Consider the following 23,606-nt stretch of genomic DNA (forward strand, 5'->3'; position numbering starts at 1 on the left):
GTTAGGTCGGGCGAGGCGTCGGTTAGGTCGGGCGAGGCGTCGGTTAGGTCGGGCGAGGCGTCGGTTAGGTCGGGCGAGGCGTCGGTTAGGTCGGGCGAGGCGTCGGTTAGGTCGGGTGAGGCGTCGGTTAGGTCGGGTGAGGCGTCGGTCCCGTCGGACGGGTGCGCGATGCCCTGCCAACTCGGCCGACGTAAGTGACGCTTCGGCCGACGTACGTGACGTCTCGGCCGACGTACGTGACGTCTCGGCCGACGCGGCTGAGGATTCGGTGGTCAGGCGGAGTGGGCGCGGGTGGAGACCACGACGCGGGCGAGGCCGGCGGAGATGAGGGCGGCGCCGAGCATGTGGAAGCCGACGAGGAGTACGGGGAGGTCGGTGAGGTACTGCACCCAGCCGATCAGGCCCTGGGCGAGCTCGATGACCAGCAGGACGATGGTGACGCTGCGGACGTAGGCGTTCTTCCGGCCCAGCCACAGGGTGACCAGGGTGGCGGCGATGAGCGCGTAGACGGCGTAAGCGTGGATGTGGGACATCAAGGCCGGGTCGAGGCCGGTGCGGCGCGAGTCGAGGTCGCCGGAGTGGGGGCCGGAGCCGGTCACGACGGTGCCGAGCCAGAGCGAGAGCCAGCCGACGGCGAAGGTGACGACGGCGGCGACGCGCACGCTGCGGGGCGCGGCCTCGCGCTCGGGTGAGCGGAGCTCGTCGAGCATCCAGACGCACAGGCCGACCATCGCCATCGAGGCGAGCAGGTGGAGCGCGACGACGTAGGGGTTGAGGTCGGTGTGGACGGTGATCCCGCCGATGACCGCCTGGAGCGGGATGCCGAAGGCGATGGTGATCGCCAGGGTGCGGATGACTCCACGACGGTTCCAGACGGCGACGATGACCGCGACGGCGACAGCGGCCAGCACGTAGGTCAGCAGCCGGTTGCCGAACTCGATGACGCCGTTGATCCCGAGCGCCTCGTGAGCGACGTAGGAATCCTCGGTGCACTTGGGCCAGGTGGGGCAGCCGAGGCCGGAGCCGGTCAACCGGACCACCCCGCCGGTCACGACGATCCCGATGTTGGCGATCAGGTTGGCGATCGCCAGACCGAACGCATGGGCGCGGAGCCAGGCGAGGACCTTGTCCTTGGCCGAGGGAGCCGGGCCGGTGGAGGGTTCGGTGGACGTCATTCCCACTTGAAGGTCCTAGCTGTGAGGGTGGAGCCGAGAACGGCCCAGATCAGGAGCACGCCGAGGTCTTGCCAGGCGGGTACGCCGTCGAGGAAGGCGGTGCGTACCGCCTCTCCCAGCGCGCCCGAGGGCAGCCAGCGGGCGACGTCGCCGTAGGCGCCGTAGGCGGTCAGCGGCAGCACCACGGCGCCGCCGGCGAGGAGGAGCAGGTAGATGAGGTTGGCGGCGGCCAGGGTCGCCTCGGCGCGCAGCACGCCGGCGACGAAGAGCCCGAGCGAGGCGAAGGCCAGGGTGCCCATCGCGATGGCGAGGAAGAAGGCGAGGACGGTGCCGAACCCTGCGGCGGGGGTCCAGCCGAGGATCTGGCCGACGCCGCCGATGACGAAGAGCTGCACGAGCTGTACGCAGCCGAGCGCGAGCACCTTGCCGGCGAGCAGGCCGATCCGGGGGAGTGGTGAGGCACCCAGGCGCTTGATCACGCCGTAGCGCCGCTCGAACCCGGTCGCGATCGCGAGGCTCGTGAACGAGGTCGACATGATCGCCAGGGCGAGGACGCCCGGGGTGAGGAGATCGACCAGCGGCCGGTCGGTGCCGAGGTCGAGGTCGATCGCGTTGCCCGCGGTGACGCCGCCGATCAGGACCATCACCGGGATCACGACGGCGAGGAGGAGCTGCTCGCCGTTGCGGAGCATCAGCTTGGCCTCCATCAGCGCCTGGGCGACCACCTGCCGGGTGATCGGGGCGCCGCCGGGCTTCGGGGTGAAGGTCCCCGTGGCCGTCTCAGACATGCTCGATCCCCTCGCTGAGCTGGAGCCCTCCGGTGAGGTCGAGGAAGACGTCCTCGAGGCTCCTGCGACCCAGGGTCAGCGACTCCGGAAGCACGTCGTTCTCCTCGCACCAGCGGCTCACCTTGGCGAGCGTGGAGGGGTCGGCCTTGCCGGTGACCCGCATCGAACGCTCATCGAGCAGGGTGACCTCGGTGTCCTCGCCGAGCGCCTGGCGCAGCGACTCGCGCGCACCGGGCGGGAACGGCCTGGTGACGACCAGCCGCACCGTGGCCGTGGCGCCGCCCCGGGTGAGTTCGAGCGGCGTGCCCGAGGCGATCATCCGCCCGCGGTCGATGATGTGCACCTGGTCGGCCAGCTCCTCGGCCTCCTCCAGGTAGTGGGTGGTCAGCACGACGGTGACGCCGTCGGCGCGCAGCTCACGCAGCAGCTCCCAGGTCGTACGCCGCCCCTGCGGGTCCATCCCCGCCGTCGGCTCGTCCACGAACACCAGCTCCGGACGGCCCACCAGCGCCATCGCCAGCCCGAGCCGCTGCTGCTGCCCGCCGGAGAGGCGTCGGTAGGGGGTGCGACCGCACTCGCCCAGCCCGAGCCGCTCGGCCAGGTAGTCGACGTCGAGCGGATGCGCATGCAGCCGGGAGATGTGCTTGAGCATCTCCATGGCGCGTACGCCGCTCCAGGCGCCCTGCCCCTGCAGCATCACCCCGATCCGGGGGAGCAGCTGCTTGCGGTCGGCGATCGGGTCGAGTCCGAGCACGCGCACCGTGCCCTGCTGGGGCTTGCGGTAGCCCTCGCAGGTCTCCAGGGTGGTCGTCTTGCCGGCACCGTTGGGTCCGAGCACGGCCGTGATCGAACCCTCGGCGACGCTCAGGGTGAGTCCGTCGACGGCCGTCTTGTCGCCGTAGGTCATGCGCAGGTCGCGTACCTCGACAGCGGGCCTGGCGACGGAAGATTCCACGGCGGCAGTCTAAGAAGGCGCACGCCAGCGGCCCAATCGCGTAGGGCGGATCCTGTGGATTCTTAGCTGTCTGTCAGGACGTTGGCCGCCCAACTCCCACCGAAGGACGGCCAACGCGGGGATGAGACGGCATGCCCCCCGGGCCATGACGCGGTGTCTCAGACACAATTTCTGCTCAGAAGATCAACAGACAAGCCGGTCAGGAATCGAGAAGCCCCGGCGGCCTCCGGATTCCTAAGGTCGAGACATGTTCACACTTGAGACCATCACCCTCGACGCAACCGACCCCACGGACGCCCGGGCGTTCTACGAGAAGGCCTTCGGGCTCACCGACCAGATCGCCGTACGCCAGGGCCCGGGCACCGGCACCGGCCGCCCCTTCACGATCTCCCTGGTCGTCGGCCAGCCCTCGACGGTCGACAGCCTCGTCGACTCGGCGCTCGCGGCCGGCGCCACCTCGCTCAAGCCCGTCGAGAAGTCGTTCTGGGGCTACGGCGGGATCGTCCAGGCCCCCGACGGCTCGATCTGGAAGCTCGCGACCTCGGCGAAGAAGGACCACGGTCCCGCCACCCGGGAGATCGACGACATCGTCCTGCTCCTCGGTGTGGCCGACGTCAAGGCGAGCAAGCGGTTCTACGCCGAGCGCGGGCTCGGCGTGAAGCGGAGCTTCGGTGGCAAGTACGCCGAGTTCGAGGCCGCTCCCGGCGCCGTCCAGCTCGCGATCTATCCCCGGCGCGCCCTGGAGAAGGAGACCGGCGTCGCGCTCGACCCCGCTGCTGCGTACGGCATCGTGCTGGGTGGCGGCAGCGAGGCCTTCACCGACCCGGACGGGTTCACCTGGCAGGCTGGGGACCATGGCACGCACGATCGCGACGAACACGACCGTTGATCTCGAGGGGCTCCTGGAGTTCGTACGTCCCCGCCACCAGATGATCCTGGTGACCGGCCGAGCCGACGGGTCTCCGCAGCTCTCGCCGGTCACCGGGGGCGTCGACGACGACGGGCGGATCGTGATCGCGACCTATCCCGAGCGGGCCAAGACCCGCAACGCCCGCCGGCGTCCGCAGGTCAGCGTGATGGTCCTCTCCGAGGAGTGGAACGGCGCGTGGGTCCAGGTCGACGGCGAGGCCGAGGTGCTCGACGCCGTCTCGGGAGAGGAAGCGCTCGACGCGTTCGTCACCTACTTCCGCAACATCTCCGGCGAGCACTCCGACTGGGACGAGTACCGCCAGGCCATGATCGACCAGGGCAAGTCCCTCCTCCGGATCACCCCGAAGCGCTGGGGCCCGATCGCCACCGGCGGCTTCCCCGCCCGCCTCGCCTGAGCGGACGGTACCGCTGACCAGCGGTCGACGCACTTCACGGAAAGCGGATACCCGGAGCGCAGACTCCCTTTACCGTTGGTCCCCGTGAAGTCTCGATGGGCGACTCTGACGGCGGTCCTGCTGGTCGGTGCGATGCTCGCGGGCTGTGGGGAGGAGTCGGATTCGGCTCTGACCGAGAAGTGGACTCGACCGGGCGGTCCGGAGACCGAGTTCCTGTCGTCGGGTTCCTGGACGGCCACCGACGAGCTGTGGATCTACGCCAACATCGACGACTCCCGGATCGAGGCCGTACGCCTCGCCGACGGCAAGGAGGCCTGGCATCTGCCTCTGGAGGAGAACGTGTGCGAGATCTCCGCGGTGAACGATGCCGGGCTCGTCGCGGTGCGTGACCATCCGTCGGGCTCGCACGGCTGCAACCGGGTCGCGGTCGTGGACACCGCCGACGGCGACACCCTGTGGTCGGCGACATTTGAGTCGATCGGTGGACGTTCCGAGGGCGGGGGCATGGTCGGGCTGACCGAGGCGACCGTGTCGGTCGCGACCGATTGCGCGATCGAGCGCTGGGAGGTCACGACAGGCGACAGGCTGGAGCCGCTGAAGGCTCGTCAGGGTGCCGCCGAGCTGGGCTCGTTCGGATGTCGGGTCGCCACCACCGGTGCCACCGCCCTGGTCTCCGAGAAGGACGGTCTCAGCGGCTTCGACGTCGACACCGGCGAGCGCTCGTGGACCGTCGCCGGCGATCGGCCTTACGTGGGCGCGGTCTACGCCACCGGTCCGATCGTCGCCGACATCTGGATCGAGGGGGCGCAGGGCGTGCGCACCATCGACCCGCGCACCGGTGAGATGGGTAGAACCGTCGGCCGGGCACAGGAAGCTCTCGCCACGACGCCGATCCTCGGGTCGGCCGAAGTCGTGGACGACCGGGTCTTCGGCTCCTACGACGAGGAGCTGTCCGGGTCTGACGATGCCGGCGACGGTGCCCTTCGAGCCTGGGACCTGAGCTCGGGGACCGTGGTCTGGAGCCACGCCGGCCAAGCCCGAGACACGTTCCTGGGGGCCGACCTGAACGGCGTCTACATCGGTCGTGACACCCAGTCCGACACCGGCTACGTCGTCATCCGTCGCGATCTCGACGGCGGTGGCGAAGAAACCCTCGGCACCGTCGCGACCACTCCCACCGTGGTGACGAAGGTCGGCGACCTGCTGATGGTGGGCAGCGTCGACTCGACGAGCGAGGACACCGAGACGACGGCCTACCAGCTGCCGTCGAAAGCGAGCTGAGGAGCTGGTCGGCGCCTCACAACCCTCGGGAACGCTGCCAGATCCCGAGGCGGTGGCTCCATGGCAGCCGCGGGTTCAGCCGGCGCGGCTCGGAGAGGTGGACCAGGTCGAAGTCGGGGCCGAGGGCGCGGGTCATGTCCTCGGGGACGTACGTCCACGGCGGGCCCGCCTCCTCGCTCGGACGGTCGACGGGGAAGACCCCCGATGCGACTCGTCCGCCGGGGCGTACGACCGCCCGGGCCAGGTCGCCGACGCGGCCGCGCCAGGCGGGCGGCAGCGCACAGAAGAAGGTGTGGTCCCACATCAGGTCGACCGGCCCGCCCGTCGCCTCCAGGACGACGTCGATGTCGAGCGCGTCGCCGACCACGTAGGAGAGGTCCGGGTAGTGCTCTGCCGCGTAGGCGGCCGCCGTGGGCGAGACGTCGACAACCGTCGTACGCCATCCGGCGGCCATCAACCCCGCCGCATCGTGCCCACGGCCGGCGCCCGGCGCGAAGGCGGTGCCGGGTTCGCCGAGCAGCGCCGGGTCCTCCTCGATGTAGGCCAGGGGAGCGCCGAGGTCCCAGCCGGTCGTGCCACGTACGTACGCGGTCTCCCAGTCCGTGGGGTCGTTGACGGTCATGGGCCACAGTCTTCCGGACCGGCGGGAGGGGCGGGAGACCGGAGCGGTTCCGTGAGCCGTCGTCGACCGGTACGCTTTCGAACATGAGATCGACTGGCGGCGCGTCCCGGCGTGACGTACCGCTGCCGTTCGACGTCGCTCCTGAGGCGTTGCCTGGCCCCGCCAAACGATCATCGGCGCGTGCGCCGGAGGAGGGGAGGCAGGTCTACCGTCTTGTCGGCGCCCACCTCACCTCTCGCGGCCTCCCGCCGGGCTCCGACCTGATGATCAACCCCCGCCGACCCAAGCGCGGGGAGGTGGCGGTCGTACGCTTCGGTGGCCGCACCCGGGTCGGCATCTTCGACCTCGAACGCGGTCGCGCGGTGCTGCGCTCCGACCGCGGCACCCGCTGGCTGCCGCCCGACGCGGTCTACGTCGGCGTCGCCGCCCTCGCCTCGCCGACCCTGGACGGGATGCCGACGGGCTGATCGGAGTTCGCCGCTGAGCGGGATGTGGTGGTGACGTACGACACGATCTCGCTGTCCCTACGGCAAGTAAGGGTGACCTTCGTTGAATCGCCCGGGGGAATAACGTCACAATGGTGTTGTGAAATTCGACGAGAGCACTCTGCCCCCGACCGGGCACAGCGCAGAGACCAGTGAGGAGAGCACCCGTCAGCGGGTCGCTCGCTCGCTGCTCGTCGACGGTCCGCAGACCGCTGCGACGCTGGCCAAGCGGCTCGATCTCACCCCGGCCGCGGTCAGGCGCCACCTGGACGCCCTGGCCGAGGAGGAGGCGGTGGAGCAGCGTGAGCCGCGCACCGCGTCCACGCGGGGGCGTGGCCGCCCGGCCAAGCTCTTCGCGCTCACCGACCAGGGTCGCGACAGCTTCGAGAAGAAGTACGACGACCTGGCGGTCGAGGCGCTGCGGTTCCTCTCCGAGGTGGCCGGCGAAGAGGCCGTGCGGGAATTCGCGGAGCGCCGCGCGGCGTTCATCAAGCAGGGACTGGACCGGATCGCCGCCGGCGAGACGGACCTCAGCCCCGCGCAGGTGCTCGCGAACGTGTTCACGGCCAACGGCTATGCGGCCTCCGTCAGGGAGCTCCCGCTGATCAACGGTCATGACGCAGGTGAGCAGTTGTGCCAGCAGCACTGCCCGGTCGCCCATGTCGCCCAGGAGTTCCCCGAGCTCTGCGAGGCGGAGACAGAGGCGATCGCGAAGCTGCTCGGCACCCACGTACAACGCTTGGCCACCATCGCCCACGGCGACGGAGTCTGCACGACGCACATCCCTCCTGGATCCTCCGGTCCCGGCGAAGTTTCGAAGAAGAAGGAGCAGGTCACGACATGACCTCCATCGAGGAGCTCAACCCCGAGCTGAAGGGCATCGGCAAGTACGAGTTCGGCTGGTCCGACTCGGACGTCGCCGGTGCCGCGGCACAGCGCGGTCTCAACGACGCCATCGTCCGCGACATCTCCGACAAGAAGTCCGAGCCGCAGTGGATGCTCGACCTGCGCCTGAAGGGCCTCAAGCTCTTCGGCCGCAAGCCGATGCCCACCTGGGGCTCCGACCTCTCGGACATCGACTTCGACAACATCAAGTACTTCGTGCGCTCGTCGGAGAAGCAGGCCACCTCGTGGGAGGACCTGCCCGAGGACATCAAGAACACCTACGACCGCCTCGGCATCCCGGAGGCCGAGAAGCAGCGCCTCGTCGCCGGCGTCGCCGCGCAGTACGAGTCGGAGGTCGTCTACCACTCGATCCGCGAGGACCTCGAGGCCCAGGGCGTGCTCTTCCTCGACACCGACACCGCGCTCAAGGAGCACCCGGAGATCTTCCAGGAGTACTTCGGCACGGTGATCCCGGTCGGCGACAACAAGTTCGCCGCGCTGAACACCGCGGTGTGGTCGGGTGGCTCCTTCATCTACGTGCCGAAGGGTGTCCACGTCGACATCCCGCTGCAGGCCTACTTCCGGATCAACACCGAGAACATGGGCCAGTTCGAGCGCACCCTGATCATCGCCGACGAGGGCTCCTACGTTCACTACGTCGAGGGCTGCACCGCCCCGATCTACCAGTCCGACTCGCTGCACTCCGCGGTCGTCGAGATCATCGTGAAGAAGAACGCCCGCGTTCGCTACACGACGATCCAGAACTGGTCGAACAACGTCTACAACCTGGTCACCAAGCGCGCCGTCTGCGAAGAGGGCGCGACCATGGAGTGGGTCGACGGCAACATCGGCTCCAAGGTGACCATGAAGTACCCGGCGGTCTACCTGATGGGTGAGCACGCCAAGGGCGAGACGCTCTCCATCGCCTTCGCCGGCGAGGGCCAGCACCAGGACGCGGGCGCCAAGATGGTGCACGCCGCCCCGAACACCTCCTCGTCGATCCTGTCGAAGAGCGTGGCGCGCGGCGGTGGCCGCACCTCCTACCGCGGTCTGATCCAGGTCAACGAGGGCGCCCACGGCTCGAAGTCCAACGTGCTGTGCGACGCGCTGCTCGTCGACCAGATCTCCCGCTCGGACACCTACCCCTACGTCGACATCCGCGAGGACGACGTCTCGATGGGTCACGAGGCCTCGGTCTCGAAGGTCTCCGACGACCAGCTGTTCTACCTGATGTCCCGCGGCATGGCCGAGGACGAGGCGATGGCGATGATCGTGCGCGGCTTCGTCGAGCCGATCGCCAAGGAGCTCCCGATGGAGTACGCCCTCGAGCTCAACCGCCTGATCGAACTGCAGATGGAAGGAGCGGTCGGCTGATGACCGCAGCTGTACAGGAGGCCCTGGAGCTCGACAAGGTCGAGTCCCACCTCCACCCCGAAGGCTCTTTCGACGTCGAGGCGCACGAGGTGCCGAAGGGTCGCGAGGAGATCTGGCGGTTCACCCCGCTCAAGCGCCTCAAGGGCATCCACAACGACGCCCCGTTCGCCGACGGAGCGACCAAGGTGGAGGTCGAGGCGGCCGCAGGCGTGACCGTCGAGACCGTGGCGGCCGACGATGCCGTACGCGGGTCCTCGGGCCTGGTTCCGACCGACCGCGTCTCGGCGCGTGCCTGGGCGGCCAGCACCGGTGCGACCGTCGTGCGGATCCCGACCGACTCCGTGGTGGAGGGCGCGACCGTGATCCGCCACCACGGCACCGGCTCGGAGACCGCCGGCGCCGGTCACGCGGTGATCGTGGCGGAGAAGTTCGCCAAGGCGACCGTCGTGCTGGTCTTCGAGGGCTCCGCCGTCGTCGCCGACAACATCGAGATCGTCGTCGAGGACGGCGCCGACCTCACCGTCGTCTCCGTCCAGGACTGGGCCGACGACGCCGTCCACCTCTCCACCCAGCACGCCAAGGTCGGCCGCGACGCCACCCTCAAGCACGTCTCGGTGAGCTTCGGCGGCGACGTGGTGCGCCACGACTTCTCCGCGGAGTACTCCGGCCCCGGCGGCTCCGTGGAGTCGCTCGGCCTCTACTTCGCCGACGCCGGTCAGCACATCGAGCACCGTCTCTTCGTCGACCACACCGCCCCGAAGACCAAGTCCAACGTGGTCTACAAGGGCGCGCTGCAGGGCGAGAAGGCCCACGCGGTCTGGATCGGCAACGTGCTGATCCGCAAGGAGGCCGAGGGCATCGAGACGTATGAGGAGAACCGCAACCTCATCCTCACCGACGGTGCCTGGGCCGACTCCGTGCCCAACCTGGAGATCGAGACCGGCGAGATCGAGGGCGCGGGCCACGCGTCGGCGATCGGCCGCTTCGACGACGAGCAGCTCTTCTACCTGCAGAGCCGCGGCATCTCCGAGACCGAGGCCAAGCGCCTGGTCGTGCACGGCTTCTTCAACGACCTGATCCGTCAGATCGGCGTCCCCGAGCTCGAGGAGAAGCTGACCTCCACGGTCGAGGCCGAGCTCGCCAAGAACATCAACACCCTCATCCAGAAGGACACGAACGCATGAGCACGCTTGAGATCAAGGACCTCACGGTCTCGGTCGGCACCGAGGACGGTGCCAAGGAGATCCTCAAGGGCGTGACCCTGACGATCAACTCCGGCGAGACCCACGCGATCATGGGCCCCAACGGCTCGGGCAAGTCGACCCTTGCCTACTCGATCGCCGGCCACCCGAAGTACACCATCACCGGTGGCACCGTCACCCTCGACGGTGAGGACGTCCTGGAGATGTCCGTCGACGAGCGCGCCAAGGCCGGGCTCTTCCTGGCGATGCAGTACCCCGTCGAGGTCCCCGGCGTGAGCGTGGCCAACTTCCTGCGCACCGCGAAGACCGCGCTGACCGGCGAGGCCCCCAAGCTGCGTACGTGGGTCAAGGACGTCAACGGTGCGATGAGCAAGATGCACCTGGACCCGTCCTTCTCCCAGCGCTCGGTCAACGAGGGCTTCTCGGGTGGCGAGAAGAAGCGCCACGAGATCGCCCAGCTCGACATCCTCGACCCGGCCTTCGCGCTGCTCGACGAGATCGACTCCGGCCTCGACATCGACGCGCTCAAGGTCGTCTCCGAGGGGATCAACGACTTCCGCGCCCGCGATGGCAAGTCGGTCCTGCTGATCACCCACTACACCCGCATCCTGCGCTACATCAAGCCTGACCACGTGCACGTCTTCGTGGCCGGCCGGATCGCGGAGTCGGGTGGCCCGGACCTGGCTGAGGAGCTGGAGGCCAACGGCTACGAGAAGTACGTCGCGGCAGGGGTCTGACATGAAGGGTCTGCTGCCCGACCTGGATCTGGTCCGCAAGGACTTCCCGATCCTGGAGCGCACCTTCGACGGTGGCGAGACCCCGCTGGTCTACCTCGACAGCGCCAACACCTCGCAGAAGCCGCAGATCGTGATCGACACCATGGTCGACCACCTGGAGCGGCACAACGCCAACATCGCCCGGGCGATGCACCACCTGGGTGCCGAGGCCACCGAAGCCTTCGAGGGGGCGCGCGACACCGTCGCGCGCTTCCTCGGCGCGCCCGAGCGCGACGAGGTGATCTTCACCAAGAACGCCTCCGAGGGGCTCAACCTGGTCGCCAACACCGTGCCGCTGGCCGCGGGCGACGTGGTCGTGACCACCGAGATGGAGCACCACTCCAACATCGTTCCGTGGCAGCTCGCCACGCAGCGTGCGGGTGCGACGTTGAAGTGGTTCGGGCTCACCGACTCCGGCGAGCTCGACCTGTCGAACATCGACGAGCTGATCACGCCGGCGACCAAGATCGTCGCGCTGACCTGGGTCTCCAACATGCTCGGCACGATCAACCCGGTCGCCGAGATCGCCCGCAAGGCCCACGAGGTCGGCGCGCTGGTCGTCGTCGACGCCGCGCAGGCCGCCCCGGTGCTGCCGATCGACCTGGCCTCGATGGCCGAGGAGGAGCGTCCCGACTTCCTTGTCTTCACCGGCCACAAGGTCGTCGGACCGACCGGCATCGGCGTCCTGTGGGGCCGGCGGGCCGCGCTCGAGGCGCTGCCGCCGTTCCTCGGTGGCGGCGAGATGATCGCGACGGTGACGATGGAGAAGTCGACCTACGCGCCGATCCCGCACAAGTTCGAGGCCGGCACCCCGCCGATCGCCGAGGCCGTGGGCCTCGGTGCGGCGCTGGAATACCTCATGCACGTCGGGATGGAGAACGTCCATGCCCACGAGCAGGCGATCACGGCCTATGCGCTGGAGCGTCTCGCGACCGTCCCGGGCGTGAGCGTGCTCGGCCCGGCCGACGCGGCCAAGCGCGGCGGAGCGATCGCCTTCGAGCTCGACGGGGTCCACCCGCACGACGTGGCCCAGGTCCTCGACTCCAAGGGGGTCGCGATCCGCGCCGGGCACCACTGCGCCAAGCCGGCCCACCAGCGGTTCGGCGTACAGGCCTCCAACCGGATGTCGTCCTACCTCTACACCACGCCCGCCGAGATCGACGCGCTGGTCGAGGGGCTGGAATACGTACGCACGTTCTTCAAGTTGGATCAGTGATGACTGCTGCCAATCTCGAAGCGATGTACCAGGAGATCATCCTGGACCATTACAAGAACCCGCACGGGAAGGGTCTTCGCGACCCGTTCGAGGCGGAGGTGCACCACGTCAACCCGACCTGTGGTGACGAGATCACCCTCCGGGTGCACGTCGGCGACGGCAAGATCGAGGACATCTCCTACGACGCCCTCGGCTGCTCCATCTCGCAGGCATCGGCCTCCGTGCTCAACGACCTGGTCGTCGGCAAGACGGTGGATGAGGCGATGGTCATCCACGAGGAGTTCCTTCGCCTGATGCAGGGCAAGGGCCAGGTGGAGCCCGACGAGGACATTCTGGAGGACGGCATCGCCTTCGCCGGCGTCGCCAAGTTCCCCGCCCGGATCAAGTGCGCGCTGCTGTCGTGGATGGCCTGGAAAGACGCCACCGCACAGGCCAACGTGCAGGCGCTCGCTGAGGAGAGATGATGACTGAGACCGATCACAGCACACACGACCACGCGGGTCATGACCACTCCGGTCACGACCACTCGGGCCACGGCCATGGCCACGGTCACGAGGCCCCGGAATGGCAGGGGATGCGTACGTCCACGGTCGAGGGTGCGAGCCTGAAGATCGAGGACGTCGAGGAGGCGATGAAGGATGTCGTCGACCCCGAGCTCGGCATCAACGTCGTCGACCTGGGCCTGATCTACGGCCTGCACATCGAGGACCACTCCAACGTGGTCATCGACATGACGCTGACCTCGGCGGCCTGCCCGCTGACCGACGTCATCCAGGACCAGACCTCGCAGGCCCTGGAGGGCATGGTCAACGACGTGCACATCAACTGGGTCTGGATGCCGCCGTGGGGCCCGGACAAGATCACCCCCGACGGCCGCGAGATGCTGCGCGCTCTCGGGTTCAACGTCTGAGGATGGCACCGGTTCTGGCCTGCGAGCTGACTCGCAGGCCAGAGCTCGTTTTGGGAAGAAGCGAGCAGCTCACGCACCTGGCGGGCTGATCCGTAGCTGCGCACGCGGGCGCCGGAACGGGAGGGTGAGGTGCTGGTCGAGCAGGTCGGGGAGCGGTGCGCGCCCCGGTCCTCCGGCGTGCACCCAGGAGGCGATCGCCTCGTTGGCCCCGGGGTCGAGGATGCGTGCGAACCAGACCGGCCGGGCGCCGGAGCGTCGGGCGTCGGCGGCCGGTGAGACGACGACGACGTTCGCCGCGCGGCAGGCCCACAGGCAGCCGGGCACCCGGAGCGAGGCCCGGCCGTCGAGGCGGTCACCGAGGTCGGCGACCAGCCCGGCGTGATCCACTCCGGGGTGGACCTCGCTGCTGCCACAGCAGCAACCGCGGCAGACGGTGACGGTGCAGCTGTCACCGCCTGCCGCGGTCTTGGAGAGCATGCCGGTCAGCCCCTCAGCCCGGCCACCGGGCTGGGCCTGGCCGTGCGGCCCGGCGTCGAGGAGGTGGCGAGCAGGCGCGTGACCAGCAGGCCGTGCGTCAGCCCGAGGATGCCCCACATCGCCGCGAGCTGTCCGAGCGAGGCGAGGCGGAACTCCCAGATGAGCGCGGCCGGGACCTCGTGCGGGATCTCGGCGTCCAGTCGCGGGAACAGGGTGAGCAGGGCGACGGCGCCGGCGATGCCGACCAGACAGCCGGCGACCCAGCGCACCTGGGGGCTGAAGCCACGCTCGGCCAGCGACCGGGTGAGCGCGAACACCGCCATCGTGAGCAGCACCGTCACCAGGATGACCAGGAGGTAGCCGGCGGTGCGCTGGTCGACCGTGTCCGGGTCGCCCACCGCAGGCGGGTTGGCAGGCAGGACCAGCGCCGGTGCGAGAGCGAAGGCGGTGAACCCGAGCGCGCCGAGCGCTACCGAGCGGCCGACCTCGGTCGACCCGGGCAGGCGGTGACGTACGCGGGTATAGACCACGGCGAAGGCGAGCCCGAGCAGCGCGGCGACGATGATGACGGTGATCGCGCCGCCGACCTGCTGCTGCAGCCGGGTCACGAGCTCGCCGTGATCATGGGCACCGGTGGCGGCGTCGGGCGAGTGGGAGTGCCCACCCGAGTTGCCTTCCTCGATGGCGATGGCCGCCTCGATGCGGGGTTCCACCGCCAGCAGGAGGACTGCTGTGGCCGAGAGGCCAGCAGCAGCGCCGGCGGTCAGGCCCGCGAGCATGCGGGCGCCCCAGCCCGTCTTCGCCGCGGACATCAGTGGCAGGGCACGCCGAGAGCGTGCCGTCCGTCGTGGGTGACCTCGTGGAGCCAGGTCGCGGCATCCGCCGAGAGGATGGCGCCGTTCTCCTGGACCAGGAAGTACACCGCGAACAGGGCGAAGGCGGCGACCGCCCAGGCCCAGAGAGGGACGCCGGCCGACGGGGCGGGAGCGAGCGATGCGGACGAGTTGCTCATGAGATTCTCCTTGGGGTGGCTCAGCTTCGAGCGGGGTCGATGGCGATCGGCTCGAGGTGAGCCTCGTGGTGGTTGCGGTTGGCGGGTGTGGCCAGCACCTCGTGGATGCGCTCCTGGACCGTCGAGGACTCGATGATCCCGGCCTCGCCGAGGACGGTCTCCAGCGCTGTCACCCAGTGCTCGTAGTAGGACCACGACGGGTCCGCGAGCCCCGGGTTCTGGGTTTCCCAGTCCTTGATCGAGTCGATGAGCGCACCCTGGAAGGCGGGCCACCGGTACTCGCCGGCCTGGTGGGCGGCGACGGCCAGCGCGAACGCCCGGATCTCCCAGGGCTGCTCGAACGACAGCTCGTCGGGCCGGCCGCCCGGAAGGCCGCAGACCAGCTGCTCGACGACCTGGCGGCGTGCCTCCGTGGGGAGCGTGTGGAGGTCGCTCATGGTGGCGGTCATGAGGCGGCCTTCACGGGGCCGACGCCGATCATGGAGTCGCGGGTGACGAGCTCGGCGAGCTGCTCCTCGGACCAGTCGTCGGTCCCGGTCGGGCGCAGGGGCAGGACCCAGTAGCGCATCTCCGAGCTCGAGTCCCAGATCTGGATCTCGGTGGAGTCGGGGACGGCGTACCCGAAGTCGTCGGCGAGGACCTTGCGCGGCTCGCGCACGATCCTGGCGCGGTAGGCGGGCTCCTTGTACCAGTTCGGCGGCAGACCGAGCACCGGCCACGGATAGCAGGAGCACAGGGTGCACACGATCGCGTGGTGGACCTCGTCGGAGTCCTCCAGGACGACCATGTCCTCACCCTGGAGGCCGCCGATGCCGAGCTCCTTGCAGGCCGCGGTGGCGTCCTCGAGGAGGCGGGCCTTGAACTCGGGGTCGCTCCAGGCCTTGGCGACGACCTTGGCGCCGAGCTGTGGACCGACCTCGTTCTCGTAGATCTCGACCATCCGGTCGACCATCGAGGTGGTGATGACGCCCTGCTCGATGAGCATCGACTCCAAGGCCTTGACGCGTGCGGCGATCTCCTCCTGGCTGGGGACGAGGCTGCTCATGCTGCTGCTCCTTCGGTGGTGGTGACGAGGGTGAGGTAGGGGTCCCAGGCGTCGAAGCACACGGTGCCGTTGGCGTCGCCGTACGTGCCCCACAGCTCGGTGGCGTCGAACCTGATCGTGTAGACGTGCTGGGGGTCCTCGCCCAGGTTGTTGCCGGCGGTGTCGGGATAGATGAACGAGCCGTGGTGAGCGACGACCGTCGCGACCTTGCCGCGGGTGTAGCCCGCGATCCGGGTGTGGCCGAACGGGACCTCGGTGCTCATCCGGACCGTGTCGCCGACCTTGAAGCGGGGCTCCTTGTCGGTGGGGCGAAGGGCGCTGGCGCCCGCCGGCACCACCGCGTTGGCGAAGTCGAGCAGCTCCTGGCTCTGCTCGTGCTCGGGGAGCGGAGCATCGGGGTTCGCCAGGTAGTGGGCCGTGCGCCGGTCCAGCTCGGCGAGGTCGAGGTTGCCGGTCCGGGCGCCGTGGTACTCGAAGCTGGCCAGCCAGTGCTCGTAGTAGGGCGCCTTGAGATAGACGGCCGGGTCCATGTTCTCGATGCCGTGGCGGAACGCATCCACGCCGAACCAGCCGGCGCGGAAGAGCGCGGCGAACATGGTGAAGATCGGCTTCTCCCACTCGGCGCGGAAGACCGGCTCCTGCTCCGGCGGATCGACCGGACCGATCCCATCGGTCCCGCCGAGATCGAACACTCCGTTCATGCGTTGCTCCTTACGGTGGTCGGCAGCGGGAAGCCCCCGACTGCGGTTTCCAGGGCCTGCGCGACACGCAGGACGGTGGCGTCGTCGAACAGCTTGCCGACGATCATCAGTCCGACGGGCAGGCCGTCGGCGAGACCGGCCGGCACCGAGCACGCGGGGTGCCCGGTGACGTCGAACGGACAGGTGTTGGCGACCATCTCCAGCGCGCGGCCGAGGACCTCCTCGACCGAGGCATCGGGGCCGGGGATGAGGCTGGCGCGGATCGGCACCGTCGGGAGCACGAGCACGTCGTACGTCTCCAGCGCCTCGTCGTACGCAGCACGGAGCGACGCCTCCAAGGTGCGCGCCATCGCATAGTGACGGCCGTGCTCGGTGTCGAGGGCGTGCTTTCCGGCGAGCGCGACGAGCTTGACGGTCTCCGAGAACGCGCCCGGGTCGTTCCGCCACTGGCGGCCGTAGTGGGCGATCAGCTCGGGGTCGTAGTAGCCCTTCCAGTTCATTCCGTAGCCGTTGCCCTCGACCATCTGGAAGGTGGCACCCTCGACGGAGATCACGTCCCAGATCGCGGCGCCGTGCCGGTGCCAGGGGATCGAGACGTCCTCGGCGACCAGGCCGGCGCCCTCGAGCGTGGCGATGGCCTCGCGGACGGTGGCGTCCACCTCGGGCTCGGAGTTGGCCAAGCCGAATCCCTCGGTGATGACGCCGATGCGCAGGCCCGCAGCCGGTTCCTGCAGGGCTGCGAGATAGTCGACCGGAGCGACCGTTTCGGGCTGGCGAGGGTCGAGCCCGTCGGGGCCGGCGAGCACGTTCAGCGCGAGCGCCGCGTCGGCGACGGTGCGGGCGATCGGGCCCAGGTGGTCGATGGACTGCTCGATGGGGAAGGCACCGGTGTAGGGCACGAGCCCGAAGGTCGGCTTGTGCCCGACCGTGCCGCAGAACGCCGACGGGATCCGGATCGAGCCGCCCTGGTCGCCGCCGACGGCGAGGTCGACCTCACCGCTGGCGACCAGCGCGCCGCTGCCGCTGGAGGACCCACCGGCCGAGCGCGTGGTGTCCCACGGGTTGCGGACCGGCCCGGTCTTGGACGTGTGCGAGCCGCCGGAGAAGCAGAGGTCCTCGCACACCGCCTTGCCTGCGATCGTCGCTCCGGCCTCGAGGAGCCTGGTGGCCACGGTGGCGTCGGTCGCCGGGACGTACCCCTCGACCGTCCTCGAGCCGTTCATCATCGGGATGCCCGCCACGGCGGTGTTGTCCTTGATCGCGACCCGGCGCCCGGCGAGCGGACCGTCGGGAGCGCCGGTGATCTCGGAGGTGACGTACCAGGCGCCGAGCGGGTTCTCCGCCTCCGAAGGGCGATGGGCGGCCCGCTCGGGAATCACCGGAGCGATCTCGGCGTAGAGCTCTTCCACGACGTCCCAGGACTGCAGCAGCCCGGTCGCGGCGCCGAGGTAGGTCGGGAGATCGGCGGGGTCGATGGCGAGCCGGTTGGCCGACGCGAGGGCTTCGAATTCCTCTGCGTCGGGCTGGTCGATCGGCATGGGGTTCCTCCAGAGGGGATGCGTCGGGTGGCTGGGAGCCCACCCGGTCGTTCGGATGCGGGGAAGGTGATGACCGGTTCTCGCTCAGGCGTGCGCCGGGATCTCGGCGTCGCGCATCATCCCCGTGGCCGGGTGGCAGTTGAGGTACTCGAAGAGCTGCTGTCGACCGTCGGAGACCGAGACCTCGTGGTAGAGCCGGAGCTTGTCGAGGCGGGTGGCGACCTTGAAGAACGTGGTGAAGATCCGCAGGTGGGTCGGGTGGGACTCGGCCCAGCGCTCGAGCCGGTCCAGGGAGGCCCAGTGGCCGATGTTGTAGCTCTCGTCGAGCAGGTTGCCGTCGAGGTCGATGCTCTGGACGAACCGGTTGCTGTAGCAGCCGACGTCGGCGCCGTTGTCCCGCAGGAAGTCCATACCCGCCTGAAGCGTCGGCAGGATCTCGTCCAGATACAGCGTGCGCTCCTCGTCACCGGCCTCGATCCAGTCCTGGCCCGAGCGGATGAGGGCGATGTTGTCGTGACCCTGCACCACCACCCGGCCACCGGCGGCCGGGTCACCGGAGACGACGCTCAGCGAGCCGCGAGCCTGCATCCAGTCGGTCTGGGAGAGCGGGAAGCGCTCCCGCATCGAACCCCAGTAGCCGTGCTCGTTGATCTCACCGCTGGTCCGGCCCATCACCGCGCCGACCCCGGGTAGCTGGTCCTGGAAGGCGTACAGCGTCTCGAACTGGTCCGCCCGCGGTGCGACCACCTCTCGAAAGTAGCCGAGCCCCTCGGAGAGGCGCTCCGGCGAGCTCCACCAGCCGGCGATCTCCTCGGAGAGCAGCCAGCGGCAGTACGCAGCGGGGTCGCTCCAGTAGCCGACCACCATCAGATTGTGGTGACCCTGGTTGTCGACGTGGTGGGTGAGGTCGTGATGGGTGGCGCCGTCGGTGCCCTCGAGGCTGTCGACGAGGTTGCGCAGTGCCGCGAGAGCGGTCGGTCGCTGGTCCTCGTCGCGGTACTGGACGCCGAGGTAGGCCATCACGACCTGCTCGACGTCGGCGTCGGCACGCCCGACCCACATCGGGAACGGCGGCTGGTAGTCGTCGGGGACTCGACGGGACAGGGACCTCGGACAGGTCAGGTGCTGGTCGATCGCGGACTCCATGGCTCCTCCTGGCGGTGTCGGGCGGGTCGTCATGACCCGTGATCGACACTAGGAAGAGCGGCGTGTGCCCGCGTAGGACACGGCTACCCAGGCGTTGACGATGGCTGCACAGTCGACCCGGGCAGCCCGGCAGAGGACCGGCGCAGCTCGCCGGGGGGCAGATCGAAGCGTGCCTTGAAGAGGCGGCTGAAGTGGGACGGGTCGACCAGTCCGTACCGATGACCGACCGCGGCGACCGGCTCGCCCGGGTTGCGACCGCCCGCGAGCTCCTCGTACGCGGCTTGGAGCCGCCGCTCGCGCAGGTAGCCGGCGACCGTCCAGCCGTCGTCGGCGAAGAGCCGGTGCAGGTAGCTCACCGAGATGCTGCAGGCGGTCGCGATGTCTGCGGGGGAGAGGTCGGGGTCGCTCAGGTGATGCTCGATGAAGGATCTGGCCAGCTCTCGGTGGACGGCACCGGACGGTGCGGCGGCGGCCTGGGCGGGGAGCAGAGCGGCGAGGAACCCGACCAACGTGTGCTGGAGCGCGAGCTGGCCGCTCTCGGTGTCGCTGAGGGAGTGCCGGGCGATCGCGCGGACCAGGTCACGCGCGACCGCGGCGAGCCCTTGGTTGCCGTCGAGCGCACGAGCGGTGCCGGTCCGTATGCCCTGCTCGGAGACCGGAAGAAGACGCTTGGGGAGCAGAGCGATCGTGTAGTCCAGAGCCTGCGGCGTGACGAAGCGAAACGGTCGCGAGCTGTCGTAGAAGAGCAGGTCCCCGGGGTGCATCGTCGCGATCCGTGCGTCCTGCTCGACCTGGGTCACGCCGCGGTTGAGGACGATGACGTGGAGCACCTCGGGGTCGTTGCGACGGATGTCCGAGGCGCGACGCTCGAACTCATGGCCGACCGCCCGGATGCGGCGTACGTGCGTCTGGGCGAGCGAGGAACCGGTGATCCGGCCGCCGATGCTCTCGCCGGCGGGGCGCACCTCCAGCGGGACGAAGCTGTTGCAGACGTGCTCACGCCAGTAGTCGGCACGCTCGGCCGGGGGCACCTGCTGGGTGTCGACAGCGACCCGCTGCTGCCAGGACATGACGCCGCCTCCGATCATGACGCGGGGATGTATAACCGCCCACAGTGCGCGGCTCGGGTGCTCCTGTCAACGGTCGATCGGCGTTCCTGCGCGAGATTTCACCCTGGCGCAACACGCGACGAGGACGTACGCCGATGGTGGGAGTCCCGAGGTCACCGGGTGACCCCAGGACTCCCACGTCACGTCTCACGCCACTCGGCCTGCCCTCGCGATCGCTTCCTGGCTGCGCTTGTAGGGCTTTCTTCCGGGAGTTCTGGGCTCGGTGCGGGGCTTCCCGCTCTCCAGGAGGACACCTCCCCACACACCCCACTCCCGCCGGGCGGTCCCTAGCTCGAGGCAGGTCTGCCGCATCGGGCAGCCGGCGCAGACCTCCTGCGCCTCGGCGAGCTGGGTGAGGTCCTCGGGGTGAAAGAGCTCCGGGTTCTCGCCCACGCAGGCCCACTCGTCGCTCCGGGGAGTCGGGTGCTTCAGCGTGAGCTCGTAGGTCTTGGTGCTGAACCCTTCTCCGAAGAGTGTGATGATCTCCATCTCGTTCACCTCCTGGTGATGCTGCCGGACATGGGAAAGGGCCGCTCCTGATCGATCGGAGCGGCCCTGGTGGATGCGGTGAGCACCTACGTTCGTTGCGGCTCCGAGCGCGCAAACTCCACGTCCTGGACCGGTCGGCCCAGGTGGTTGCAGATCGTCGTCTCGCGCATGACAGCAAGGGTATTCACCCGGCGCCGGCCGGGGCCACTGGTTTGTCGCGGGAAACGTGCAGGTGACGGCGGCTTAACCCGCGGCGTACGCGGCCTCGTTAGCGTCCGGAGTCCCCGACGCTTAGGAGACCCGATGAAGGTCCTGAAGTCCCCGGCCGTCCTGATCCTCGTCGGTGCGGTCGCCGGCATCGTCTTCGGCCTGGTGGTGGGAGAGTGGGCGGCGAACCTCAAGTTCGTCGGCGACATCTTCATCCGGCTCATCCAGATGTCGATCGTCCCGCTGGTCGCCTCCTCGGTGATCGTCGCCACCGGCGCGATGACCGGGGCCGGTGCGGGCAAGCTCGCCGGGGCGACGTTCGGCTGGATGCTGGGGTTCGCGGTGGTCGCCGCCTTCGTCGGGTGGGGGCTCGCGGAGCTGATCCAGCCGGGCTCGGGCATGCGCTACGACGGCGATCTCGACCCGACGCTGAGCGACTCGGCCGCGGCGACCGCGGTCGGGTGGCAGCAGACGGTGACCGGCTTCGTCTCCACCAACGTGGTCGAGGCGATGGCCACCGGCGCGATGGTGCCGATCATCGTCTTCGCCCTGATCTTCGGTCTCGCGCTCAACCGCTACACCGCCCTGAACGGCCCGACCGTCGTGCTCACCTTCTTCGAGCAGATCCAGGCGATCGTCCTGCTGATGATCAGGTACGTCATGTTCCTGGCGCCCGTCGGCGTCTTCTGCCTCCTCGCCGACCTCGCCGGCCGCGTCGGCTTCTCGGTGGTCACCACCGCGCTCGCCTACCTGGGCGCGACCCTGGCCGGCGTGGTGATCATCTCCGCCCTCTACGTCGTCGTGGTCGTCGCCGTCACCCGGCTCAACCCGCTGCTCCTGCCCGCGAAGCTCGCCGAGCAGACCGTCGTGGCCGTCACCACGACCTCCTCGGCGGTCACCTTCCCGACCGTGCTGAAGAACGCCGTCGAGAAGTTCGGGATCTCGAAGCGGGTCGCCGACTTCACCCTGTGTCTGGGGATGACGATGGGCTCGTGCGGCGCGGTGCTCAACTACACGATCGTGGTGCTCTTCCTCGCCCAGGCCTCCGGGGTCTCGCTCTCCCCGGGCGACATCGCGCTCGGGATGGCGCTCGCGGTGCTGCTCAACATCGGCACGATCACGGTGCCCGGCGGGTTCCCGGTCGTCGCCATCTTCCTGGCCACGTCGCTCGACCTGCCCATCGAGGCCGCCGGGCTGCTCATCGCCGTGGACTGGTTCACCGGGATCCTGCGCACGTTCCTCAACGTCAACGGCGACACCATGGTCGCCCTGCTCGTCGCCCACGGTGCCGGTGAGATCGACCGGGACGTCTACGCCGGGACGAAGCCGGTGGTCGAGCCGGTCACGGAGGAGGTCGCGGCCTGACACGATGAGGCCATGGACGTCGCCGCCCGCACCGCCGCCAACCGCCGCCTGCTCGCCGACTTCTTCGACGGCCTCGACGAGGCCCAGATGGAGACGCCGAGCCTCTGCTCGGCCTGGACGGTGCGGGAGGTGCTGGGGCACAGCGCGATGCCGTTCTCGGTCGGGATCGGGCGGTTGCTGTGGCGCACGCTGTGGGCCCGTGGCTCCATCGACCGGGCCGCCGCCGAGATCGCCGGGGAGCAGGCGCGACGGCCGGTCGCCGAGCTGACCGGGCTGCTGAGGACGTACGCCACCAAGCGGGTGCCGGCGCCCGGGGTCGGCCCGATGGGGCAGTTCGCCGACCACTGCATCCACCTGCGCGACTGCGCCCGGCCGCTCGGCCTCGACACCGACGTCCCGCTCGAGGACTGGCGCGCGGTGCTCGACTGGCTGCCGACCAGGCAGGCCTCGCTCGGGGTGGTGCCGGCCGGACGCCTCGACGGGCTCGCGCTGCGTGCGACCGACCAGGACTGGTCCTGGGCGGCGGAGCGGGCCGAGACCGAGGTCGCCGGCCCCAGCGAGGCCCTGGCGATGGCCCTCTCCGGCCGGTCGGTCGCGCTGGCCGATCTCGACGGACCAGGGGTGGCGACGTTGCGGCAGCGGCTCGGCTGACCCGGGTAGGCTCCGCGGACGTGGAGTCTCCCGGTCGGATCTGGTTCGGATACATCGCCGCTGTCGGGATCGCGGTGATCGGGCTGTTCACCCTGGACCCGCTCGCGTTCGGCCTGGCCTTCGCCGTGCTGGTCGCGACGGTGCTGGGGGAGTGGTACCGCGGTCGCCAGGCCGCGCTCGCCGCTGCCGCCGGTACCGGCGGCCTTGCGGACCTCGTCTCCCGGTGGGCCCGGGGCTGGGCCTACGCACGGGGCTTCCCGCGACCCGCCGCGGTTCCCGGAGGCGTACGCGTGGAGGTGGGGGAGCCCGGCCGCCGGGTCGAGTGGGTGGCGACCGACGACACGGACACGCTCGCCGGTCTCGTCGACACCGTCCGGGCCACGCCCGAGGCCTGGCTGTCGGTGGCGACCGACTCGCCCGCCGGCGTACGTCCCTGGTTCGTCGAGGGCGGACTGGCGGCGAGCGACGCCGAGGAGGCACTGATGTCGATCGAGCTGGCCGACCACGCGTCGCGGGACCTCCCGGATGGCTACCGGGTCGAGGTCGAGCGCGACGGCGGCGTGATCACCGTGACGGTCAGCGCGGGCGAGGAGGTCGCGGCCGGCGGGCGGATCGCGGTCATCGGCGCCGATGCCGTCGCCGACCGGGTCCAGACCGACCCCGGTCACCGCCGCCGTGGTCTCGGCGGTGCGGTGATGAGCCTGCTCGCCGAGGCGGCTCGCGAGGCCGGTGCGGTGCATGGTCTGCTGGTCGCCAGCGAGATGGGCGAGCCGCTCTATGCCGGTCTCGGCTGGCGGGTCGAGGCCCGCCTGATCACGGCCCGGTCGGCCGCGCCGACCACGTCGGCCGAGTCCCGGCACGGCTAGCCCCGA

Annotated in this window: 27 protein-coding genes and 1 pseudogene; 14 read left to right on the forward strand and 14 right to left on the reverse strand. The window is 69.6% G+C overall.

The features are described 5' to 3' along the window. Positions 1-272: 272 nt before the first annotated feature. The 3 genes and pseudogenes from ACZ6WN_RS12530 to ACZ6WN_RS12540 all read right to left on the reverse strand — a co-directional run. A complete protein-coding gene (locus ACZ6WN_RS12530; protein WP_465864972.1) occupies positions 273-1,175 on the reverse strand; it encodes a COX15/CtaA family protein in 903 nt (300 codons plus the stop codon). Next, positions 1,172-1,963 carry an ABC transporter permease gene (locus ACZ6WN_RS12535; RefSeq protein WP_465864973.1) on the reverse strand — a complete coding sequence of 264 codons (792 nt, stop codon included), beginning with the start codon at positions 1,961-1,963 and terminating at the stop codon, positions 1,172-1,174. The genes ACZ6WN_RS12530 and ACZ6WN_RS12535 overlap by 4 nt, the downstream gene beginning before the upstream one ends. 247 nt (positions 1,964-2,210) lie before the next feature. Then, positions 2,211-2,870: pseudogene (locus ACZ6WN_RS12540) on the reverse strand (ABC transporter ATP-binding protein); the annotation flags it as partial. Between the two features lie 295 nt (positions 2,871-3,165). Between ACZ6WN_RS12540 and ACZ6WN_RS12545 the strand changes: the two are divergent. From ACZ6WN_RS12545 to ACZ6WN_RS12555, 3 genes are all read left to right on the forward strand, one after another. Further along, positions 3,166-3,807, forward strand: a complete 642-nt coding sequence (locus ACZ6WN_RS12545) for a glyoxalase (RefSeq protein ID WP_465864974.1) — start codon at positions 3,166-3,168, stop codon at positions 3,805-3,807. After that, the gene (locus ACZ6WN_RS12550) at positions 3,773-4,243 is read left to right on the forward strand and encodes a PPOX class F420-dependent oxidoreductase (protein WP_465864975.1); all 471 of its coding nucleotides are present in this window, start codon (positions 3,773-3,775) and stop codon (positions 4,241-4,243) included. The genes ACZ6WN_RS12545 and ACZ6WN_RS12550 overlap by 35 nt, the downstream gene beginning before the upstream one ends. Positions 4,244-4,327: 84 nt before the next feature. Continuing rightward, complete coding sequence (locus tag ACZ6WN_RS12555; RefSeq protein WP_465864976.1) at positions 4,328-5,524, forward strand: outer membrane protein assembly factor BamB family protein; 1,197 nt, start codon at positions 4,328-4,330, stop codon at positions 5,522-5,524. Positions 5,525-5,540: 16 nt separating this feature from the next. Here ACZ6WN_RS12555 and ACZ6WN_RS12560 read toward each other — a convergent pair whose 3' ends face one another. After that, on the reverse strand, positions 5,541-6,146 hold the full coding sequence (locus ACZ6WN_RS12560; protein WP_465864977.1) for a methyltransferase domain-containing protein: 606 nt from the start codon (positions 6,144-6,146) through the stop codon (positions 5,541-5,543). Positions 6,147-6,229: 83 nt separating this feature from the next. Between ACZ6WN_RS12560 and ACZ6WN_RS12565 the strand changes: the two genes are divergently transcribed. The 8 genes from ACZ6WN_RS12565 (at position 6,230) to ACZ6WN_RS12600 (ending at position 12,994) form a co-directional block, all read left to right on the forward strand. After that, complete coding sequence (locus tag ACZ6WN_RS12565) at positions 6,230-6,613, forward strand: hypothetical protein (protein ID WP_465864978.1); 384 nt, start codon at positions 6,230-6,232, stop codon at positions 6,611-6,613. Between the two features lie 118 nt (positions 6,614-6,731). After that, positions 6,732-7,475, forward strand: a complete 744-nt coding sequence (locus tag ACZ6WN_RS12570; protein WP_465864979.1) for a helix-turn-helix transcriptional regulator — start codon at positions 6,732-6,734, stop codon at positions 7,473-7,475. Continuing rightward, the gene (gene sufB, locus ACZ6WN_RS12575) at positions 7,472-8,890 is read left to right on the forward strand and encodes a Fe-S cluster assembly protein SufB (protein ID WP_465864980.1); all 1,419 of its coding nucleotides are present in this window, start codon (positions 7,472-7,474) and stop codon (positions 8,888-8,890) included. Before ACZ6WN_RS12570 ends, sufB begins: the two co-directional genes overlap by 4 nt. Beyond that, a complete protein-coding gene (sufD, locus tag ACZ6WN_RS12580; RefSeq protein WP_465864981.1) occupies positions 8,890-10,074 on the forward strand; it encodes a Fe-S cluster assembly protein SufD in 1,185 nt (394 codons plus the stop codon). Before sufB ends, sufD begins: the two co-directional genes overlap by 1 nt. Beyond that, positions 10,071-10,829 carry a Fe-S cluster assembly ATPase SufC gene (gene sufC, locus ACZ6WN_RS12585; protein ID WP_465864982.1) on the forward strand — a complete coding sequence of 253 codons (759 nt, stop codon included), beginning with the start codon at positions 10,071-10,073 and terminating at the stop codon, positions 10,827-10,829. Before sufD ends, sufC begins: the two co-directional genes overlap by 4 nt. 1 nt (position 10,830) lies before the next feature. Further along, positions 10,831-12,084: a cysteine desulfurase gene (locus tag ACZ6WN_RS12590; RefSeq protein WP_465864983.1), complete on the forward strand. Its 1,254-nt coding sequence runs from the start codon at positions 10,831-10,833 to the stop codon at positions 12,082-12,084. Next, the gene (gene sufU, locus ACZ6WN_RS12595) at positions 12,084-12,548 is read left to right on the forward strand and encodes a Fe-S cluster assembly sulfur transfer protein SufU (RefSeq protein WP_465864984.1); all 465 of its coding nucleotides are present in this window, start codon (positions 12,084-12,086) and stop codon (positions 12,546-12,548) included. The genes ACZ6WN_RS12590 and sufU overlap by 1 nt, the downstream gene beginning before the upstream one ends. Positions 12,549-12,658: 110 nt before the next feature. After that, positions 12,659-12,994, forward strand: a complete 336-nt coding sequence (locus ACZ6WN_RS12600; protein ID WP_160028798.1) for a metal-sulfur cluster assembly factor — start codon at positions 12,659-12,661, stop codon at positions 12,992-12,994. 69 nt (positions 12,995-13,063) lie between these two features. On the opposite strand, the gene ACZ6WN_RS12605 is transcribed toward ACZ6WN_RS12600, so the two are convergent. The 10 genes from ACZ6WN_RS12605 to ACZ6WN_RS12650 all read right to left on the reverse strand — a co-directional run bounded on the left by ACZ6WN_RS12605 (position 13,064) and on the right by ACZ6WN_RS12650 (position 20,511). After that, entirely contained in the window at positions 13,064-13,471 is a 408-nt protein-coding gene (locus ACZ6WN_RS12605; protein ID WP_465864985.1) for a hypothetical protein, read from the reverse strand. Between the two features lie 5 nt (positions 13,472-13,476). Next, positions 13,477-14,283 carry a CbtA family protein gene (locus tag ACZ6WN_RS12610; protein ID WP_465864986.1) on the reverse strand — a complete coding sequence of 269 codons (807 nt, stop codon included), beginning with the start codon at positions 14,281-14,283 and terminating at the stop codon, positions 13,477-13,479. Continuing rightward, entirely contained in the window at positions 14,283-14,483 is a 201-nt protein-coding gene (locus ACZ6WN_RS12615; protein ID WP_465864987.1) for a CbtB domain-containing protein, read from the reverse strand. The genes ACZ6WN_RS12610 and ACZ6WN_RS12615 overlap by 1 nt, the downstream gene beginning before the upstream one ends. 20 nt (positions 14,484-14,503) lie before the next feature. Next, a complete protein-coding gene (locus ACZ6WN_RS12620) occupies positions 14,504-14,932 on the reverse strand; it encodes a nitrile hydratase accessory protein (RefSeq protein ID WP_465864988.1) in 429 nt (142 codons plus the stop codon). Next, positions 14,929-15,528, reverse strand: a complete 600-nt coding sequence (gene nthA, locus ACZ6WN_RS12625) for a nitrile hydratase subunit alpha (RefSeq protein ID WP_465864989.1) — start codon at positions 15,526-15,528, stop codon at positions 14,929-14,931. Before nthA ends, ACZ6WN_RS12620 begins: the two co-directional genes overlap by 4 nt. Next, entirely contained in the window at positions 15,525-16,229 is a 705-nt protein-coding gene (gene nthB, locus ACZ6WN_RS12630; protein WP_465864990.1) for a nitrile hydratase subunit beta, read from the reverse strand. Before nthB ends, nthA begins: the two co-directional genes overlap by 4 nt. Continuing rightward, entirely contained in the window at positions 16,226-17,767 is a 1,542-nt protein-coding gene (locus ACZ6WN_RS12635) for an amidase (RefSeq protein WP_465864991.1), read from the reverse strand. The genes nthB and ACZ6WN_RS12635 overlap by 4 nt, the downstream gene beginning before the upstream one ends. A gap of 84 nt (positions 17,768-17,851) precedes the next feature. Next, positions 17,852-18,913, reverse strand: a complete 1,062-nt coding sequence (oxdA, locus tag ACZ6WN_RS12640; protein WP_465864992.1) for an aliphatic aldoxime dehydratase — start codon at positions 18,911-18,913, stop codon at positions 17,852-17,854. 83 nt (positions 18,914-18,996) lie between these two features. Beyond that, positions 18,997-19,983: an AraC-like ligand-binding domain-containing protein gene (locus ACZ6WN_RS12645; protein WP_465864993.1), complete on the reverse strand. Its 987-nt coding sequence runs from the start codon at positions 19,981-19,983 to the stop codon at positions 18,997-18,999. Positions 19,984-20,169: 186 nt separating this feature from the next. Next, positions 20,170-20,511 (reverse strand): WhiB family transcriptional regulator, encoded by a 342-nt coding sequence (locus tag ACZ6WN_RS12650; RefSeq protein ID WP_465864994.1) that lies wholly within the window; start codon positions 20,509-20,511, stop codon positions 20,170-20,172. 303 nt (positions 20,512-20,814) lie between these two features. On the opposite strand from ACZ6WN_RS12650, the gene ACZ6WN_RS12655 reads away from it, so the two are divergent. Genes ACZ6WN_RS12655 through ACZ6WN_RS12665 form a run of 3 tightly spaced genes read left to right on the forward strand, consistent with a single transcriptional unit; the run spans position 20,815 to position 23,600 of the window. Continuing rightward, positions 20,815-22,083, forward strand: coding sequence for a dicarboxylate/amino acid:cation symporter (locus ACZ6WN_RS12655; RefSeq protein ID WP_465864995.1), 1,269 nt, complete (start codon positions 20,815-20,817; stop codon positions 22,081-22,083). 12 nt (positions 22,084-22,095) lie between these two features. Next, a complete protein-coding gene (locus ACZ6WN_RS12660) occupies positions 22,096-22,734 on the forward strand; it encodes a maleylpyruvate isomerase family mycothiol-dependent enzyme (protein WP_465864996.1) in 639 nt (212 codons plus the stop codon). 20 nt (positions 22,735-22,754) lie between these two features. Next, positions 22,755-23,600, forward strand: a complete 846-nt coding sequence (locus ACZ6WN_RS12665; RefSeq protein WP_465864997.1) for a GNAT family N-acetyltransferase — start codon at positions 22,755-22,757, stop codon at positions 23,598-23,600. Positions 23,601-23,606: the final 6 nt, after the last annotated feature.

This window comes from Nocardioides sp. NPDC054178, assembly GCF_055585005.1.

What these genes read in the sequence shown, in the direction of transcription:
- ACZ6WN_RS12610 (WP_465864986.1), bottom strand. Translation starts at nt 14,283, where the DNA reads ATGTCCGCGGCGAAGACGGGCTGGGGCGCCCGCATGCTCGCGGGCCTG.
- sufU (WP_465864984.1), top strand. Translation starts at nt 12,084, where the DNA reads ATGACTGCTGCCAATCTCGAAGCGATGTACCAGGAGATCATCCTGGAC.
- ACZ6WN_RS12560 (WP_465864977.1), bottom strand. Translation starts at nt 6,146, where the DNA reads ATGACCGTCAACGACCCCACGGACTGGGAGACCGCGTACGTACGTGGC.
- nthA (WP_465864989.1), bottom strand. Translation starts at nt 15,528, where the DNA reads ATGAGCAGCCTCGTCCCCAGCCAGGAGGAGATCGCCGCACGCGTCAAG.
- ACZ6WN_RS12650 (WP_465864994.1), bottom strand. Translation starts at nt 20,511, where the DNA reads ATGGAGATCATCACACTCTTCGGAGAAGGGTTCAGCACCAAGACCTAC.
- nthB (WP_465864990.1), bottom strand. Translation starts at nt 16,229, where the DNA reads ATGAACGGAGTGTTCGATCTCGGCGGGACCGATGGGATCGGTCCGGTC.
- oxdA (WP_465864992.1), bottom strand. Translation starts at nt 18,913, where the DNA reads ATGGAGTCCGCGATCGACCAGCACCTGACCTGTCCGAGGTCCCTGTCC.
- ACZ6WN_RS12565 (WP_465864978.1), top strand. Translation starts at nt 6,230, where the DNA reads ATGAGATCGACTGGCGGCGCGTCCCGGCGTGACGTACCGCTGCCGTTC.
- ACZ6WN_RS12600 (WP_160028798.1), top strand. Translation starts at nt 12,659, where the DNA reads ATGCGTACGTCCACGGTCGAGGGTGCGAGCCTGAAGATCGAGGACGTC.
- ACZ6WN_RS12545 (WP_465864974.1), top strand. Translation starts at nt 3,166, where the DNA reads ATGTTCACACTTGAGACCATCACCCTCGACGCAACCGACCCCACGGAC.
- ACZ6WN_RS12535 (WP_465864973.1), bottom strand. Translation starts at nt 1,963, where the DNA reads ATGTCTGAGACGGCCACGGGGACCTTCACCCCGAAGCCCGGCGGCGCC.
- ACZ6WN_RS12660 (WP_465864996.1), top strand. Translation starts at nt 22,096, where the DNA reads ATGGACGTCGCCGCCCGCACCGCCGCCAACCGCCGCCTGCTCGCCGAC.
- ACZ6WN_RS12605 (WP_465864985.1), bottom strand. Translation starts at nt 13,471, where the DNA reads ATGCTCTCCAAGACCGCGGCAGGCGGTGACAGCTGCACCGTCACCGTC.
- ACZ6WN_RS12635 (WP_465864991.1), bottom strand. Translation starts at nt 17,767, where the DNA reads ATGCCGATCGACCAGCCCGACGCAGAGGAATTCGAAGCCCTCGCGTCG.
- ACZ6WN_RS12645 (WP_465864993.1), bottom strand. Translation starts at nt 19,983, where the DNA reads ATGTCCTGGCAGCAGCGGGTCGCTGTCGACACCCAGCAGGTGCCCCCG.
- ACZ6WN_RS12530 (WP_465864972.1), bottom strand. Translation starts at nt 1,175, where the DNA reads ATGACGTCCACCGAACCCTCCACCGGCCCGGCTCCCTCGGCCAAGGAC.
- ACZ6WN_RS12550 (WP_465864975.1), top strand. Translation starts at nt 3,773, where the DNA reads ATGGCACGCACGATCGCGACGAACACGACCGTTGATCTCGAGGGGCTC.
- sufB (WP_465864980.1), top strand. Translation starts at nt 7,472, where the DNA reads ATGACCTCCATCGAGGAGCTCAACCCCGAGCTGAAGGGCATCGGCAAG.
- sufC (WP_465864982.1), top strand. Translation starts at nt 10,071, where the DNA reads ATGAGCACGCTTGAGATCAAGGACCTCACGGTCTCGGTCGGCACCGAG.
- ACZ6WN_RS12590 (WP_465864983.1), top strand. Translation starts at nt 10,831, where the DNA reads ATGAAGGGTCTGCTGCCCGACCTGGATCTGGTCCGCAAGGACTTCCCG.
- ACZ6WN_RS12620 (WP_465864988.1), bottom strand. Translation starts at nt 14,932, where the DNA reads ATGACCGCCACCATGAGCGACCTCCACACGCTCCCCACGGAGGCACGC.
- ACZ6WN_RS12655 (WP_465864995.1), top strand. Translation starts at nt 20,815, where the DNA reads ATGAAGGTCCTGAAGTCCCCGGCCGTCCTGATCCTCGTCGGTGCGGTC.
- sufD (WP_465864981.1), top strand. Translation starts at nt 8,890, where the DNA reads ATGACCGCAGCTGTACAGGAGGCCCTGGAGCTCGACAAGGTCGAGTCC.
- ACZ6WN_RS12615 (WP_465864987.1), bottom strand. Translation starts at nt 14,483, where the DNA reads ATGAGCAACTCGTCCGCATCGCTCGCTCCCGCCCCGTCGGCCGGCGTC.